11 protein-coding genes and 1 pseudogene are annotated in these 14,444 nt (G+C 59.6%); 5 read left to right on the top strand and 7 right to left on the bottom strand.

Annotation, left to right across the window (positions count from 1 at the left end):
• Nucleotides 1–102 precede the first annotated feature (102 nt).
• A complete protein-coding gene (gene metR / locus NL64_RS25105; RefSeq protein WP_034150773.1) occupies nt 103–1,020 on the top strand; it encodes a transcriptional regulator MetR in 918 nt (305 codons plus the stop codon).
• Between the two features lie 159 nt (nt 1,021–1,179).
• On the opposite strand, the gene NL64_RS25110 is transcribed toward metR, so the two are convergent.
• Genes NL64_RS25110 through NL64_RS25120 form a run of 3 tightly spaced genes read right to left on the bottom strand, consistent with a single transcriptional unit; the run spans nt 1,180 to nt 2,772 of the window.
• The gene (locus tag NL64_RS25110) at nt 1,180–1,695 is read right to left on the bottom strand and encodes a GNAT family N-acetyltransferase (RefSeq protein ID WP_034150774.1); all 516 of its coding nucleotides are present in this window, start codon (nt 1,693–1,695) and stop codon (nt 1,180–1,182) included.
• 2 nt (nt 1,696–1,697) lie between these two features.
• On the bottom strand, nt 1,698–2,336 hold the full coding sequence (locus tag NL64_RS25115) for a LysE family translocator (protein WP_034150775.1): 639 nt from the start codon (nt 2,334–2,336) through the stop codon (nt 1,698–1,700).
• Nucleotides 2,337–2,358: 22 nt separating this feature from the next.
• Nucleotides 2,359–2,772, bottom strand: coding sequence for an NUDIX hydrolase (locus NL64_RS25120; RefSeq protein WP_034150776.1), 414 nt, complete (start codon nt 2,770–2,772; stop codon nt 2,359–2,361).
• Nucleotides 2,773–2,868: 96 nt separating this feature from the next.
• On the opposite strand from NL64_RS25120, the pseudogene NL64_RS30225 reads away from it, so the two are divergent.
• A pseudogene (locus NL64_RS30225) lies at nt 2,869–2,994 on the top strand (helix-turn-helix transcriptional regulator); the annotation flags it as partial.
• Nucleotides 2,995–3,158: 164 nt separating this feature from the next.
• Complete coding sequence (locus NL64_RS25130) at nt 3,159–4,778, top strand: FMN-binding glutamate synthase family protein (protein WP_034150778.1); 1,620 nt, start codon at nt 3,159–3,161, stop codon at nt 4,776–4,778.
• A gap of 72 nt (nt 4,779–4,850) precedes the next feature.
• Here the strand turns inward: NL64_RS25130 and NL64_RS25135 are convergent, their stop codons facing one another.
• From NL64_RS25135 to NL64_RS25145, 3 genes are read right to left on the bottom strand one after another with little or no spacing between them, the layout of a single operon-like run.
• The gene (locus NL64_RS25135) at nt 4,851–6,359 is read right to left on the bottom strand and encodes a glucosyltransferase domain-containing protein (protein ID WP_034150779.1); all 1,509 of its coding nucleotides are present in this window, start codon (nt 6,357–6,359) and stop codon (nt 4,851–4,853) included.
• 1 nt (nt 6,360) lies between these two features.
• Complete coding sequence (locus tag NL64_RS25140) at nt 6,361–7,302, bottom strand: glycosyltransferase family 2 protein (protein ID WP_034150780.1); 942 nt, start codon at nt 7,300–7,302, stop codon at nt 6,361–6,363.
• A complete protein-coding gene (locus NL64_RS25145) occupies nt 7,299–7,673 on the bottom strand; it encodes a GtrA family protein (protein WP_034150781.1) in 375 nt (124 codons plus the stop codon). The genes NL64_RS25140 and NL64_RS25145 overlap by 4 nt, the downstream gene beginning before the upstream one ends.
• Nucleotides 7,674–7,925: 252 nt before the next feature.
• Here NL64_RS25145 and NL64_RS25150 point away from each other — a divergent pair, with 252 nt between their 5' ends.
• Nucleotides 7,926–9,050, top strand: coding sequence for an OpgC family protein (locus tag NL64_RS25150; RefSeq protein ID WP_034150782.1), 1,125 nt, complete (start codon nt 7,926–7,928; stop codon nt 9,048–9,050).
• Between the two features lie 161 nt (nt 9,051–9,211).
• Here the strand turns inward: NL64_RS25150 and NL64_RS25155 are convergent, their stop codons facing one another.
• Entirely contained in the window at nt 9,212–10,633 is a 1,422-nt protein-coding gene (locus NL64_RS25155; RefSeq protein ID WP_034150783.1) for an amino acid permease, read from the bottom strand.
• A 582-nt stretch (nt 10,634–11,215) separates the two neighbouring features.
• On the opposite strand from NL64_RS25155, the gene NL64_RS25160 reads away from it, so the two are divergent.
• A complete protein-coding gene (locus NL64_RS25160; RefSeq protein ID WP_034150784.1) occupies nt 11,216–14,335 on the top strand; it encodes a transglycosylase domain-containing protein in 3,120 nt (1,039 codons plus the stop codon).
• The last annotated feature ends 109 nt before the right edge of the window (nt 14,336–14,444 follow it).

Below are 14,444 nucleotides of genomic sequence, written 5' to 3' on the forward strand. Positions count from 1 at the left end.
TGTGCTCCTGTAAAAGATGGCGCTATTGTCGACAGCCAAGGCAACATGAGACAAACTCAACCTTTTCGTGTTGATCACAAGTTTTCCTCATGGAGCCCCACGGTGCTTGAAATCCGTCACTTGAAGACACTGCACGCCTTGCGCGAAGCCGATAGCCTGGTGGACGCGGCCGATCGCCTGCACTTGACCCAATCGGCGCTGTCCCACCAGTTCAAGGAACTGGAAGAGCGCATGGGCATGCCATTGTTCGTGCGCAAGACCAAACCGGTGCGTTTCACCAGCGCCGGTCTGCGCTTGCTGCAACTGGCCGACGCCACCCTGCCGCTGCTGCGCGCCGCCGAACGCGACATCGCGCGGCTGGCCGGCGGCACCGCCGGGCGTTTGCACATGGCGATCGAGTGCCACAGTTGCTTCCAGTGGCTGATGCCGACCATCGACCAGTTCCGTGATGCCTGGCCGGAAGTCGAACTGGACCTGGCGTCGGGTTTCTCTTTTGCGCCGCTGCCGGCATTGGCGCGTGGCGATCTTGATTTGGTGGTGACCTCCGATCCGGTGGAACTGGTTGGCATCACCTATGTGCCGCTATTCACCTACGAAGCGATGCTTGCCGTGGCCAACCAGCACAAACTGGCGAGCAAGGCCTACATCGTCCCGGAAGATCTGCTCACGGAAACCTTGATCACTTACCCGGTGGAACGTGATCGGCTGGACATCTTCACTCGTTTCCTCGAACCCGCCGACATCGAACCGGCCCAGGTCCGCACCTCGGAACTGACGGTGATGATGATGCAACTGGTGGCCAGCGGACGCGGCGTGTGTGGCATGCCCCATTGGGCGCTGCATGAGTACAGCTCACGGGGTTATGTGAAGGCCAAGCGACTCGGTGAGAAAGGATTGTTTGCGACGCTGTATGCGGCGATTCGGGCAGACATGCTGGATGCGCCGTATATGCGCGACTTCTTGCTGACGGCGAAAGACACGTCGTTTTCGACCCTGGATGGGGTTGGTGCCGTTCGCTGATAGCCCAAACGCTACAGCATGTGGCGAGGGAGCTTGCTCCCGCTCGGCTGCGCAGCAGTCGTAAAATCTGCGCATGCGGTGTATCCGAAGAAAAATGGTTGCCGGATTTGGGGCTGCTGCGCAGCCCAGCGGGAGCAAGCTCCCTCGCCACAAAATGCCTTATGCCTGAGGATCAGCGGTGATTTCGCGGCACATATGGATTTTGTCGAAGTATTCCTCGCCCACTCGCACCGCCATCGGCTCAAGGCCGAACTGGATGAAGCCGCAGCGCTGGTAGAGCTTGAACGCCGCATCATTGCCGGCGGTTACGGTCAACTTGATCAACCGCAACCCTTGATGCGCCTGCGCCTCGGTCAAAACCGCCTGCACCAGCTGATAACCCAGCCCGCGCTGCCGGACGTTGGCGGACACGTACATGCCAAACAGCGTCGCCTTGTGCCGTGCCTTTTCCCGAGGTTCGAAGGCCAGGCCAACGATGCCGGCCAACCTGCCCTCTTCGAACGCGCCAAACACTGCATCCAGCTTGCTGGTCAGGCGCGACTCCCACCAACTCAGCGGCATGGCCGCCCGTTCGCGCACGCTGGAGGTGAACGCCTGCGGGTGACGGTCATAGGCTTCCAGCATTAATTCCCGGTAAGCCAGGGCGTGACTGGCATCCAGCCGCTCGATCCACATGCTCACGCGGTCCTGCGTTGCTCAAGCATCAAGCGCAGCGCCAGGCCACCCAACACGAACCCCATGAAATAGCGCTGCAGCGCCAGCCAGGTCGGGTTGTTGACGAACCACGAGGCGATGCCCGCAGCAAACAGGGCGATCAGCAGATTGACGCAGAAACTGACGCTGATCTGGGTCAGGCCCAACACAATACTTTGGGTGAACACCGAACCGTGCTCGGGGCTGATGAATTGCGGAAACACCGATAGATAAAACACGGCGATTTTCGGGTTCAGGGCGCTGGTCAGAAACCCCATGGTGATCAGTTTGCGTGACGAATCCGGCGGCAACTGCTGGGCTTCGAACGGCGAACGCGCCCCGGGTTTCACCGCCTGCCAGGCCAGCCACAAAAGATACAGCGCACCGGCCCACTTCAACACTTCATAGGCCATCGGCACCGCAAGGAACACCGCGGTCAAACCGGCCGCCGCGGCGAACAGGTGGACGAAAAAACCCGCGACCACACCGAGCAACGACGTCACGCCAGCCTTGCGCCCCTGGCAAATCGAACGGGAGATCAGGTAGATCATGTTCGGCCCCGGCGTCAGGACCATCAGCAACGCGGCAGCGGCGAAAATCAGCAAGTCTTGAAGCGGGATCATGGCGGGTCCTTTGCGTGAATGATCAGGCGGTCGCGGTCAGCGAAGCTCGATAAAACGGCAGGATCAGGTCGCGTGTCAATGGCGCCAGCGTGACATCGCCGTCGGTGGCCGGATCGATCCAGAGCACTTCTTCGATCTCGGCTGCCGGGGTGACGTCTGCATCAATGGTTAGCAGAAAGATTTCGGCCTGTACGACAAAACCCGGTTCGTTGGCGGCGGGGGCCGAGAACTGGCCAAGGAAGGTGGCGTGCGCCGGGTCGATAACCAGTCCCAACTCTTCTTCCAGTTCTCGGGCCAGGGCATGCACCGGTTGCTCATGGGCTTCGATCTTGCCGCCCGGTTGCATGAAGGCCGTGGTGCCGCGCTTGCGCACCAGCAGGGTTCGACCGTCGGGGCCGATCAGCAGGGCGGCGGCGATGTGGATAAGTGTCGACATAAACAAAAGGCCTTTGACTCAAAGGCTGCAAGGATCACATGTCTTTCGCGGATGATCAAAACCGCGGTGTGCAGGAGCAGCCTCGCAGGTTATCGAGCCACCGAACATTTCATTCTCACCGTGTACTATCAACGATACTTTCGTGTGAATGTCGTGGCCGACAAAATCCAGTTTAATTGTCAGCTCGAAGGCGACCGCACATTGTGCCTGTGGCGAGGGAGCTTGCTCCCGCTGGACCGCGAAGCGGTCCCACAACAAGCACCGCGTTCAGTCAGGCCAAATCCGCCCGCAGGTTTCGCGGCTGCTTCGCAACCGAGCGGGAGCAAGCTCCCTCGCCACAAAAGCTATCTGCACCGAACCATTGAGTCCGAACCCAAGGAAACCGTATGAGCCTGTCCCTCCTGAGCCGCTACGCCTTCTTTGCCGTCTGCGTAATTTTCACCCTCGCCAGCCTGCCCTTCCTCGAACACGACTGGCTCTGGCCGATCACCGCCGTCACCGGCGTTCTGAGCCTGATCGGCATTTTCGATCTGCTGCAAAGCCCCCACGCGGTGCGGCGCAACTATCCGATCCTGGGCAACATCCGCTATCTGGTCGAAGCCATCCGCCCGGAAATCCGCCAGTACCTGCTCGAATCCGACAGCGACGCCCTGCCCTTCTCCCGCGCCCAGCGCTCGCTGGTCTACTCCCGGGCCAAGAACGAAAGCGCCGACAAACCGTTCGGCACGCTCATCGACGTGTATCAGTCGGGGTTCGAATTCATCGGTCATTCCATGCGCCCGGCGCCATTGAGCGACCCTAGCGGTTTCCGCGTGACGGTCGGCGGCCCGCAATGCGCTCAGCCCTATTCAGCCTCGGTGTTCAACATCTCGGCCATGAGCTTCGGCTCGCTCAGCGCCAACGCCATTCGCGCATTGAACCAGGGCGCCAAACTTGGCAACTTCGCCCATGACACCGGCGAAGGCAGCATCAGCGCCTATCACCGCGAACACGGTGGCGACCTGACCTGGGAACTGGGCAGCGGCTATTTTGGTTGCCGCACCAGCGACGGCCGTTTCGACCCGGAACGCTTCGCCGCGCAAGCCCGGACGCCGCAAGTGCGGATGATCGAAATCAAGATGTCGCAAGGCGCCAAACCCGGTCATGGCGGTATCCTGCCCAAGCACAAAGTGACCCGGGAAATCGCCGACACCCGCGGCATTTTGATGGGTGAAGACTGCATCTCGCCCTCACGCCACAGTGCGTTTTCCACGCCGATTGAACTGATGCATTTCATCCAGCAACTGCGTGAACTGTCTGGCGGCAAACCGGTGGGTTTCAAGTTCTGCCTCGGTCATCCGTGGGAATTCATGGGCATCGCCAAAGCCATGCTCGAAACCGGCATCCTTCCGGACTTCATCGTGGTCGACGGCAAGGAAGGCGGCACCGGCGCGGCACCCGTGGAGTTCACCGACCACATCGGCGTGCCGATGCGTGAAGGTCTGCTGTTTGTGCACAACACGCTGATTGGGCTGAATCTGCGGGACAAGATCAAACTCGGCGCCAGCGGCAAGATTGTCAGTGCCTTCGACATCGCCAGTGTCCTGGCCATCGGCGCCGACTGGGCCAACTCGGCGCGCGGCTTCATGTTCGCCATCGGCTGCATCCAGTCGCAAAGCTGCCACACCAACAAATGCCCGACCGGCGTCGCCACCCAGGACACCCTGCGCCAGCGCGCGCTGGTGGTGCCGGACAAAGCTCAGCGCGTCTACAACTTCCACCGCAACACCCTGAAAGGCCTGGCGGAGATGCTCGCCGCCGCCGGCCTCGAACATCCGTCGCAGTTGTCGGCCAAGCATTTGGTGCGACGGATGTCGGCGACCGAAATCAAGCTGTTCTCGCAGCTGCATGTGTTCCTGAAACCGGGTGAGTTGCTGACCGGTGAAGTGAATGGCGAGTTCTACTCACGGATGTGGCAGATGGCGCGGGCCGACAGTTTTGAGCCTAATGAAGTAGCGGCGGCCTGATCAAAGATCAAGAGATCGCAGCCTGCGGCAGCTCCTACATGGATCGCATCGCAGGCTGCGATCTTTTGATCTTCACCAACGCAGTGCTTTGATCGGGGCGGGTTCCTTGATGACGATAAAACCGTAATCGCCAATCAGATAAATCCGGTAGAACTGGTTCTCCACCAACGCCGGATATTGCTGATAACCCACCCGCGTCGCATTGCGCCGCTCCTTCTCCGCGACGACGTTGGTGATGCCCACCTTGGGCAGGTTTTCGGCCAGCATGTAAAAGTCGATGTTCAACAGATAGTGCAACACCGGCATCTGCTTGAACGACCCCGCCGCCCCCACCAGCCAGTGATCGGAATAGGTCACCGACAGGTAAATGCGCTTGGCCTCGCGCAGTGCTTGATGGCTGGTAATGTCGCGTTCAAGGCTGAACAACGCGCTGGTCGCGAAGGTTTTCTGCACCGTCAGCACGCGCCCGTAAGCAAACGACAGCGACAGCATCGCCAGCAGCGGTACCAGCAACAGCAGCGGCAGTCGTTCATGCAGCGGTGCCAGCGCCAGATAGCTCAAATAGAACAGCAGCACCAGCAGCACCGCAAATCCCATCAAGGTTCTGGCGCCTTCGTTGAAGTCGCGGAAAAACAACGCGACACCAGACACCAACAGCATCACCACCGGCACTGTCAGCAGGCACATCAGGCCGATCAACCATTGCCTCGCCCGACCATCCTTGTGCTTAACGACGTTTAAACCCAGGCGAACAGCACCCACAATGGCGCACAGCAACAACCCGGCAAACACCCAAGCGAATCCGCCGTGAAACAACAGCAGGATTTTCTCCAGCACTCGCGCAAGGTTGATGTCGATTTGCAGCCAAGGCTGCGCCGACCAATCCAGCAACAGCGTGCGGCCCTCGCCCATGAACGGATAGGCCGTGACGCAGTAAATCAACCAGCCCAGCACGATCTGCGCGATTCTCCTTCCGATCAAAACGCCCCACTGCGGCCAGGGCGCTTTGTCATTGGCGGCCCTGAGCAAGTCCAGACAACACAGGCCCAGAAACACATTGATGCTGACCTGATAAAGCCCCAGCGCCAGCGCTATCAGGAACGCCGGCACCAGCCATTGCACGCTGCGCGAAGGGTGACGAAAGGTGATCGCATAGATCACCGCCACCACACTCAGGGTCATGACGGGACCGTCGTATTGATACGACAGGTTTTGCAGGAAGAACGGGTTGTACCAGAGCGGCAACAGCACCAGGCAACAAGCGATGGTGGGCTCACGGAAGTAATGAAAGGTCAGGCTGGCCAGTGCCCAGGACATCGCTAAAGTGGCGATCAACAACGGCAATGGAAAGATGTCCGGCGCGGCATTACTGAAGGTCAGTGCGTTGTAGAACAGCTCGGCGAACAACCGCCCTTCCTTGGCCCAAGCCATGCCGGCCGACAGCGAGCGCCAGTTGTCATCGATGTAGGGATAGTCCGCGAGGATCAGCGGCAGGACATACACCAGGGTCGCCGGCAGGAAAAACAACCAAACCTGACGGCGCCCGAGCTCCTTGATGAAGAAATCGCTGAACCGCCCCATGCTAAAGCTCGTGCCGGGCTTTGCCGCCGACGATGTCTTTGACCACATAGCGCGGGCGGTGCTTGGCTTCAATATAGATACGCCCGATGTACTCGCCGAGGATGCCGATGCCGATCAGTTGCACGCCGCCGAGAAACAGAATGGCGGTCATCAACGACGGATAACCGGGCACGCTGTTACCAAAGAAGACTTTGTCCAGCACCATGTACACCGCATACAACACGGCGAAGATCGACACACACCCGCCGACGTACGTCCATAAACGCAGGGGCACCGTGCTGAACGAAGTCACACCTTCGAGCGCCAGGTTCCACAGTTTCCAGCCGTTGAACTTGCTGCTCCCCGCGACCCGCCTGGCCCGTTCGTACTCCACCACCACGCTGTTGAAACCGGCCCACGACAGCACGCCTTTCATGAACAACTGATGCTCGGGCAACGCGCGAATCACATCCACCACCTTGCGATCCATCAGGCGAAAATCCCCGACGTTTTCCTCGATCCGTGTATAGGAAATTCGATTCAACAGGTGATAAAACAGCGCCGCACTGTGGCGTTTCAAATAACCGTCGGCACTACGGTTGCGGCGCTTGGCCAACACCACGTCGGCGCCTTTTTGCCATTGTTCGATCAACAGGGGGATGACGTTGATCGGGTCTTGCAGGTCGACATCCATCGGAATCACAGCGTCGCCAGTGGCGTATTCCAGGCCCGCGAACAGCGCGGGTTCCTTGCCGAAGTTGCGCGAAAAATTGATCAGCGTGACCAGCTCGTCTGCCTGCGCCAGCGCCGTGACTTGTTCCGCCGTGCGGTCGGTGCTGCCGTCGTTGATGAAGACGATTTCGAATTCGACGCCATCGAGCGTCAACTCACGTCGCACAGCCCGATAAAACAGCTCGACCGCCTGTTCTTCGTTGAACACCGGAACGATCAGCGAGACTTTCATGCGTCACGCTCGCGAAACACCACGTATTTGGAAAACAGAAAGCCGAGCACCAGGCTCAACGCCGAAAACAGCGCAACGGTCAGCAAACCATGCAGGCGCCATACGTCGCCCAGATAGCCGACGCCATAACTCAGCGCCCCCATCGCCGCCATGAACAGCAAATACCCGCCGACCGACAACTTACCGTCAAACGTGTACAGCGCATTCATATAGAAGGAAAACGAGGCTGCGACGCAGAAGGCTGCCAGGTTGCTGACAGCCTGACGCCAACCCGCCGCCACACTCAGCAGGAAAAAAATCTGCCAGTGAATAAGGGTGTTGGCGACCCCGATCACCGTGTAACTGGACAACCCTTTCCACAACCGCCTCATGCTGAAGCTCCCGGGTTAGAACGCGTCCTCTTCCCTAAGCATTTGAGCTTGTCTACTGTCAGAAATCGCAGATTCACCAGCCTTTCAGACCAGCGGTTAAACGCGACGACAATGCGAGGAGACATTCCGTAATATCCCGACTTTGCAATTGCCGGCGAATCGGGCCACCCTGCGCGCCGCCGATGAGCGGCGCGCCACTCTTTGCGCTGTCGACGACTCCTTTGTTCAACAACCGTTTACGAGCCTGCCGTCATGACGTTAGCGCGCGATCACCGGATCGACTTTTTTCGTGGCTTGGCACTGATCTTCATTTTCTGGGATCACGTGCCCCACAACCCGCTGGGTCAAATCACCCTGCGTAACTTCGGCTTCAGCGATGCGGCCGAAATCTTCGTGTTCCTGGCCGGTTATGCCGCCGTGCTGGCCTACGGCAAAATCCTTGCGCGAGAAGGCTTTCTGATCGCCTGCGTGAAAATCCTCCGGCGCGCCTGGGTGCTGTACGTGGTGCATATCTTCCTGCTGGCGATGCTGATGGGCATTGTGTTCTTCGCCAACAGCCACGTGGAAACCCGCGATCTGGTGGAAGAAATGGGCATGCACCATTTCATCAGCGACCCACAGCAGGCCTTGATCGATGAGCTGCTGCTGCGCTTCAAGCCGAACCTGATGGACCCGTTGCCGCTGTACATCGTGCTGCTGGCGGGTTTGCCGCTGGTGTTGCCGATGCTGGTGCGCAAGGCCTGGGCGGTGGTGGCGGTGTCCTTTGCGCTGTACCTGACCGTGCCGTTGTTTGGCTGGAACCTGGCCGCGATCAAGGACGGCGTGTGGTACTTCAACCCCGTGGCCTGGCAGCTGCTATTTATACTCGGTGGTGCGGCGGCGATTCACAGTCAGCGGCCGCGATTGCCGGAAACCCGTCCACTGATGCGCCAGCCATTGTTTGTCGGTGCGGCGCTGTACGTAGTGGCTGCCGGGGTGATTACCGTCGCGTGGCGCTGGCCGCACATCCACGACGCACTGATGCCGGCCAGCCTGAGCGAATGGCTGTACCCGATCAGCAAAACCGACCTTTCGCCCGTGCGCCTGATTCACTTCCTGGCATTGGCCTACGTCACCGCGAAACTGCTGCCCGATACCGGCTGGACGCAAAACTGGCTGGCGCAGCAAAGCTGTCGCATGGGGCGTTTTTCCCTGGAGATCTTCTGCCTCGGCGTGTTGCTGGCGCCACTGGCGGACATGATCAATGCGCTGACCGACGATGCGTTCACCATGCAGGTGTTTACGGCGTTGGTGGGGGCTGGAGTGATGGCGTTGCTGGCAGTTTGGCTGGAGTTCAACAAGCGTTTGAATCGTTCGCCTCAAGTCGCGCCCGCCTGAGCGCTTTTGTGGCGAGGGAGCTTGCTCCCGCTGGGTCGCGAAGCGGCCCCAAAAACGGGACTGCTGCGCAGTCCAGCGCGAGCAAGCTCGCTCGCCACAAGGGTCACATGAAAAAGCCCCGGCCAAATGGACCGGGGCTTTCTCGTTTCAGGCGTTAAGACTTACGACGCCGAATGCACCGCACCCTGCGTCACATTGGTCGGTTGCAGCTTGAACACATAGAACAACACCGTCAGCAGAACCAGGAACGCCGGGCCGACATACAGCGCCACGCGGGTATCCGGGAAGTAGGCCATCAGGCCGACCACCAGCACCAGGAACGCCAGCGCCAGATACGAACTGACCGGGTACAGCCACATGCGGTATTTCAGGCCGGCACGTTCGCTGGCGCTCAGGCTTTTGCGGAACTTGAGTTGGGCCAGCAGGATCATCACCCAGGTCCAGATCGCGCCGAAAGTGGCAATCGCGGTCACCCAGACGAAGACTTTTTCCGGCACCAGGTAGTTGAGCAACACGCCCAGCAACAAGGCGCCCATCGACAACAGCAACGCGCGGCGCGGCACGCCGTTGCTCGAGGTCTTGGCGAAACCGGCCGGAGCCTGGCCATTCTGCGCCAGGCTGTAGAGCATGCGCCCGGTGCTGAAGATGCCGCCGTTGCAGGACGAAAGCGCCGCAGTGATCACCACGAAGTTGATGATACCGGCGGCCGTCTTGATACCCAGACGCTCAAAGGTCATCACGAAAGGGCTGCCCTGGGTGCCGATTTCGTTCCACGGGTAGATCGACAGGATCACGAACAGCGCACCCACGTAGAACAACAGAATCCGCCAGAACACCGAGCCGATCGCATCGGGAATGGTCTTCTGCGGGTTCTTCGCTTCACCGGCGGTCAGGCCGATCATCTCGACACCGAGGTAGGCGAACATGACCATTTGCAGCGACATCAACACGCCTTGCACGCCGTTGGGCATGAAGCCGCCATGGGTCCAGAGATTGGAAATCCCCAAGGCCACGCCGTCGTTGCCGAAACCGAAAGCGATGATGCCGACACCGCCGAGCACCATGGCGATGATGGTGACGATCTTGATCAGGGCGAACCAGAATTCGAATTCACCGAACGCCTTCACGGCGATCAGGTTGATGGTGCCCATGCTGACCAATGCCGACAGCGCCCAGATCCAGCGCGGCACATCGGGGAACCAGACGCCCATATACACCGCCACAGCGGTGATTTCGGCGACACAGGTCACCAGCCACAGGAACCAGTAGTTCCAGCCGGTCAGGAAGCCCGCCAGCGGGCCGAGGTAGTCTTGGGCATAACGGCTGAACGAGCCGGCCACCGGGTTGTGCACGGCCATTTCACCGAGGGCGCGCATGATCACCAGGATCGCCAGACCGCCGATGATGTAGGACAGCATGATCGCCGGCCCCGCCATTTCAATGGCCTTGGCCGAACCGAGAAACAGACCGACGCCGATACAGGCACCGAGTGCCATCAAGCGAATATGCCGTTCGCCGAGTTCGCGTTTGAGCGGACCGCCCTGAGCGGTTTCGCCGTGGGGCAGATGATTGCCTACGGACATGGGGGTACAACCTCGTCTTGTTATTGGATATGACCACCGAGTGTCGAAGTGCCGACCGATAAGCCAGTGCTTCGCGAAACCGGGCCTGCTTCGTGGGCGGGACCGTCTTGCCGGGTAAAACCTGCAAGATCAGCGGGGCGTGCAGTATAAAAAGCTCGCGTCAGAGTTTTTCACTCTATAAATCACAAAAATCAGGCGTAAATCCCGGTAAAACCGCTACTCGCGGAGATGGATTGTCTGGGTTTTGTAGGATTTTTCGCTTTTGAAGCGGTGGCGAGTATTGCACGGTATTGGTGCGTCGTCATGCCCCGACGTAGGTCTTATTTTTGCTTGCGATGGCTCTAAATCGGTGGTTTCGGATGCCGTTTCGATGGGCGAACGCATGTTCCCCTTTGCGCACGATTTACTGTAGGAGCTGCCGAAGGCTGCGATCTTTAAGCGGCCGTTACCGCAGAAATGGATATGTACACAAACCGATACCCCAAATCACCCTTTTGGATCCTCACAATTTTTTCACCAACGCCAACCACCGTCTAAGCTTCAGACAAGTCCGATCAATCTGCGTGAATGGATCAGTCGACTATGGGCGCTTTATGGCAAACCGATTCGAGTAAAACCGTGGTCCCGACTGAACGAGTGGATGAAGCGCCTACACCTGAAAAACCCCGTCGCACTCGCGTGAAGCACGGGTGGAAGGCGTTCTGGTTGCTGCTGGTGATCATTGCGATTGTCGTGGGGCTGGCGGCGTCCAAGGAAATGCGCACGTCGAGGTTTCAAGCCCGCGAAGCCAGCAAGTTCGCCAAAACCCTGAGCTATGAACTGCACTCCGGTCCCAGCGACTCGATTCGCTATCCTGGCGCCGGCCCGTTCGACCTGCGCCTGGGCTACAGCTCGCTGGGTGACTTTCTGCCACGGCTGATCAAGCGCGATTACGTGATTTCTGAACAAACCCGCTTTTCTCCGGCGCTGATGAGCTACACCGACAAGGGCTTTTTCGTGCCCTACTCGGAGAAAATCCAGGCCGGGTTGTCGATCACCGATTGCCGCGCGGCGCCGTTGTACCAGTTCAAATATCCGCAACAGCTCTATGCCAGCTTCGAGGCGATTCCGCCGGTGGTGGTCAGCAGTTTGCTGTTCATCGAAAACCGCTTTTTGCTCGACCCTCGCCAACCCTTGGCCAACCCTGCCGTGGACTGGCCGCGGTTCGGCATGGCGGCCTATACGCAAGTCGCCAAACTGCTGCACCTGCCCGGCCAATCGGCGGGCGGCAGTACCCTGGCGACGCAACTTGAGAAGTACCGGCACTCGCCCGATGGCTTGACCGTGTCGGGCGGGGAAAAGATCCGCCAGATGATCTCCGCCAGCGTGCGGGCCTATCAGGACGGGCCGGAAACACTCAAGGCCCGGCAAAACGTGGTGCGCGACTACCTCAACAGCGTGCCCCTGTCGGCCGTGCCCGGCCACGGTGAAGTGCATGGCATGGCCGAAGGTTTGCGCGTGTGGTACGGCGCCGATTTCAATCAGGCCAACACGACGCTGGCGAGCGACGCCACGGATCCAAAAAGCCTTGCGGACAAAGGCCTGGCCCTGCGTGAGATGCTGTCGTTGATGATCGCTCAGCGCCGCCCTTCCCATTACCTGACCAAGGGCCGCGATGAATTGGCCGAACTCACCGACAGCCACATTCGCCTGTTGGCGCAGAATGGCGTGATCGATGCACCGTTCGCCGCCGCTGCGTTGGCCAGCAAGGTGACGTACCGCGACTGGGCCACTCAACCGACCATTCAACCGATCGAAACCAACAAAGGCATCAGCGTCGCGCGCAGCCGCCTGGGCGGTTTGCTCAATCGGCCGCTGTACGACCTCGACCGCCTCGATCTCTCGGCCACCAGCACCCTGCAAGGCGACCTGCAAACCCAGGCCACGGCGTACCTGAAAAAACTCGCCGACCCGGCCTATGCCGCAGAAATCGGCCTGCTCGGCGAACGCCTGTTGACCCCCACCAGCACCACCCAGGTGCGCTACAGCTTTACCTTGTTCGAGTTGACCCCGGATGGTTCGAGGGTGCGGGTGCAGACCGACAGCACCGACCAGCCGTTCGACATCAATGAAGGCAGCAAACTGGAACTGGGCTCCACCGCGAAGATGCGCGTGCTGACCACTTACCTGCAGATCATTGCCGAGATTCACGATAAATATGCCGCCCTGAGCATCCCGGAACTGAAGAAACTCGAGGTGCCGGAACAGGATCGCCTGAGCCGCTGGGTCGTCGATTACTTGATCGAGAACAAAGACCGCAGCCTGCCGCCCCTGCTCGGTGCTGCGCTGGACCGCAAGTACTCGGCCAGCCCCGGTGAAGCGTTTTTCACCGGTGGCGGGTTGCACACGTTCCATAACTTCCGCAAGGAAGACAACGGTCGCAATCCCACCTTGCGCGACTCTCTGCGTGAGTCGATCAACTTGCCGTTCATCCGCCTGATGCGCGACCTGGTGCGCTACACCACCTATTCCGGCCCCAACAACAGCTCTGAACTGCTCAAGGACGACCGCGACCCAAGGCGTCAGGAATACCTGGCCTCGTTCGCCGATCGCGAAGGCACTTCGTTCCTGCTCAAGTTCTGGAAAAAGTACAAGAACAAGGACACCCAGGCGCGCCTTGAAACCTTCCTCGACAGCATGCGCCCGACGCCGATCCGCATGGCCGCCGTGCACCGTTACCTGCTGCCGCACGCCAGTCAGGAGAGCTTCAACACGTTCGTGCGCTCGCACCTGACCAACGAAAAACTCACCGAGAAACTCACGGACGAACGCCTGAAACGGCTCTACGAAAGTTACGGCCCCGGCGCATACGACCTGCCTGACCAAGGCTTCATCGCCAAGGTCCACCCGCTGGACCTGTGGATGATGGGTTACCTGCTCAAGCATCCGGACGCCACGTTCAAGGATATCGTCAAGGCCAGTCAGTTCGAGCGCCAGGAGGTTTACAGCTGGCTGTTCAAAAGTCGTCACAAGGGCGCCCGTGATAGCCGTATTCGCACCATCCTGGAAATCGAAGCGTTCCTCGATATTCACCAGCGCTGGCAGAAAGTCGGCTATCCGTTCGACCATTTGGTGCCATCGCTGGCGACCGCCATTGGCAGCTCCGGCGACCGCCCGGCGGCATTGGCCGAATTGATCGGGACCATCCTCAACGATGGTGTGCGGATGCCGACCTTGCGCATCGACAGTTTGCATTTTGCGGCGAATACGCCTTATGAAACCAAGTTGAACAATGACCCGGATGCCGGTAAACGGGTGATGCCTTCCGAAGTGGCTACCGCGATGCGCGAAGCCCTGTCACAAGTCGTGGATGCCGGGACCGCCAAGCGCGTGGCCGGCAGCTTCAAACTGCCGGACGGCACCCCGCTGGCCATGGGCGGCAAGACCGGTACGGGCGACAACCGCATCGAAGCCGTCGGTTCCGGCGGACGGATTCTGAGCTCCAAGTCGCTCAACCGCACGGCGACGTTCGTGTTCTACATCGGCGATAACCATTTCGGCACCCTGACCGCTTTCGTGCCGGGTCGCTCGGCCGAGAATTTCACCTTCACCTCGGCGCTGCCGGTGCAGGTGCTCAAGGGCATGGCGCCGATTCTGACGCCGTACCTGCAACCGGGTACTCACACGATGTGCCAACCTACTTTGGCGGCTGCTGAACGTTAATGGAGAGTGGCGGTAACTATGTATTTTTCACCTTCGAATTTTGCGAGGTTCGAGGCGAAACACGCTGCCTTTCAAACACATTTTTGAGCTTTTTTTGGGCAAGGCGCGT

Origin of the sequence: Pseudomonas fluorescens (assembly GCF_000802965.1) — a bacterium.
Lineage (GTDB): Bacteria > Pseudomonadota > Gammaproteobacteria > Pseudomonadales > Pseudomonadaceae > Aquipseudomonas > Aquipseudomonas fluorescens_A.